Here is a 1,676-nt window from a genome sequence, read left to right as displayed (position 1 = left end):
ATCTGTCGCACAATCTTTGTGCGGTATTGCCTAAGGGAAACGCCGAATCAGGGAAACACTGTATAAAATGAAAAGAGGTCATGTCCCATATGAATCAAAATCAAGTAAATCTCGAGCCGGAAGAACCGCTTCTGCCGAGTCCGTCTTCGGAAATGCTCGCTTACATGGAAAAACTCTATCCCCTTATCTTTGCCTTTAAGCAGACAAAACTGTGGAAATCCATACGGGATTCCGAGCCGTTTGCGATCCAGATGCCCGACGGACAAACCGGCTGCTGCATTCTGACCGGAAATGAGGGGGATTTTATTTCCCTGTCCATTTATTTTGGTGATGCCGGCTGGAACAGCATCTGCAATTTCTACAGCGAACCGGTAGAAACGGAAGAAGCTCGCCTGGAACAGATGATGTCCCAATCCTGTGTACAGGTAGTATTCTGCCGCAAAGACGGACTGACAGAAACGGAAGTGCAAAGCCTGCGGCACTACGCCAGAGAAAACAACATCGCATTCCGCGGCAAAAACGCCTACTTCTGCCTGCGGAACTCCGAGCCCTACCACTGCTCATGGTTTCTGGAAACCAAAGAACAGGCAGACATACTGGAACTGGGGCTTCGTGCAGCACTGGATCTCCATAAGCAGCTGGGACAGGGAAAAACACCGGCTGAACTGGGCATCAGTTCCTGCATCGACACACTGCCGCTGTATGACGGTAAGACATGGAGCACCATGATGCCGCCGGAACGAACCGTATCTTCTTTGACGGAACCTTTGCTGAGCGATGCCATGCAGCAGAAGATCCGCCGCATGAAAAAGGGCGGCGGCAAGTGGGAATGCCAGCTGTTTCCATTTTCAAGTCCTGTGCTCGCCAAAGAGGGTGCACCGTTTTTCCCGTTCCTGCTGATGATTCTGGACACCAAGCGGGAGCAGCTTCTGCCCCAGCAGCCACTACAGTACAACGCAGATATTCTCCAAAAGGCACTGGACAGCTTCGTACAGGCAATTATCGACTATGGTCGCTGCCCCAAGAGCATTGCCGTCTGCGACGAGCGAACCGAAGCGATCCTCTCGGAGCTGTGTCACAAATGCGGCATTCTCCTGCTGAAGACCACCCGTTTTGCCATGCTGGACGAGGCGAAGGCATCTTTTCTGGAGGATATGGAAGCAGAAAAACAGGCAGACGATGCCGAGTCGGAAAAAATGATCGCCGCATTTGTAGAGCATCTGAAAGACATGACTGTGGAGGAGATCAAGGACGATGCTCCGCTGGACGTGATCCGCTGGCTCATGGTGTCGGACATTCCGGAGGATCTGATGAAAAAGCTGGAGAAAGTCATGGAGGAACTGCAGTAATATGAACCAGACCATTTACCGCGTCCTGCACATTTACGAGAGCGACTATGGCTGTGAGGAGCATGCAGAGCCTACCGCAGAGGTAGTGCTGGAAGCGGCGGACGGCAGCCGGAAAACCATTTCCTATTCCGATGCCGCACTTTACACACTGGACATTTTCGAGGGTGACAGCGTTACGTATACAGACGGCACGCTGCAAAAAGTCATCTCGGAACAGGATTCGTAATCAGAAAGACAACACTACACCAAGGGCGAACCGAAATCGTATCGGTTCGCCCTTTTTGCTTTATGCGGTGTTGCCTTTAGGCAATACCGCACAAAGAGCGT

General features: G+C 51.7%; 2 protein-coding genes. Both read left to right on the top strand.

Features of this window, described 5'->3' with window-relative positions; all coding sequences use genetic code 11:
* The first annotated feature begins 89 nt into the window (after positions 1 to 89).
* On the top strand, positions 90 to 1,349 hold the full coding sequence (locus tag RUMCAL_RS02315) for a DUF7309 domain-containing protein (RefSeq protein ID WP_021680847.1): 1,260 nt from the start codon (positions 90 to 92) through the stop codon (positions 1,347 to 1,349).
* Between the two features lies 1 nt (position 1,350).
* Positions 1,351 to 1,575, top strand: coding sequence for a hypothetical protein (locus RUMCAL_RS02310; RefSeq protein ID WP_021680846.1), 225 nt, complete (start codon positions 1,351 to 1,353; stop codon positions 1,573 to 1,575).
* Positions 1,576 to 1,676: the final 101 nt, after the last annotated feature.

Source organism: Ruminococcus callidus ATCC 27760, assembly GCF_000468015.1.
Classification (GTDB): Bacteria; Bacillota; Clostridia; order Oscillospirales; family Ruminococcaceae; genus Ruminococcus_C; species Ruminococcus_C callidus.
Note: the sequence above shows the minus strand (reverse complement) of the source record. Positions and strands in the feature narration are given on the sequence as shown.

What these genes read in the sequence shown, in the direction of transcription:
- RUMCAL_RS02315 (WP_021680847.1), top strand. Translation starts at nt 90, where the DNA reads ATGAATCAAAATCAAGTAAATCTCGAGCCGGAAGAACCGCTTCTGCCG.
- RUMCAL_RS02310 (WP_021680846.1), top strand. Translation starts at nt 1,351, where the DNA reads ATGAACCAGACCATTTACCGCGTCCTGCACATTTACGAGAGCGACTAT.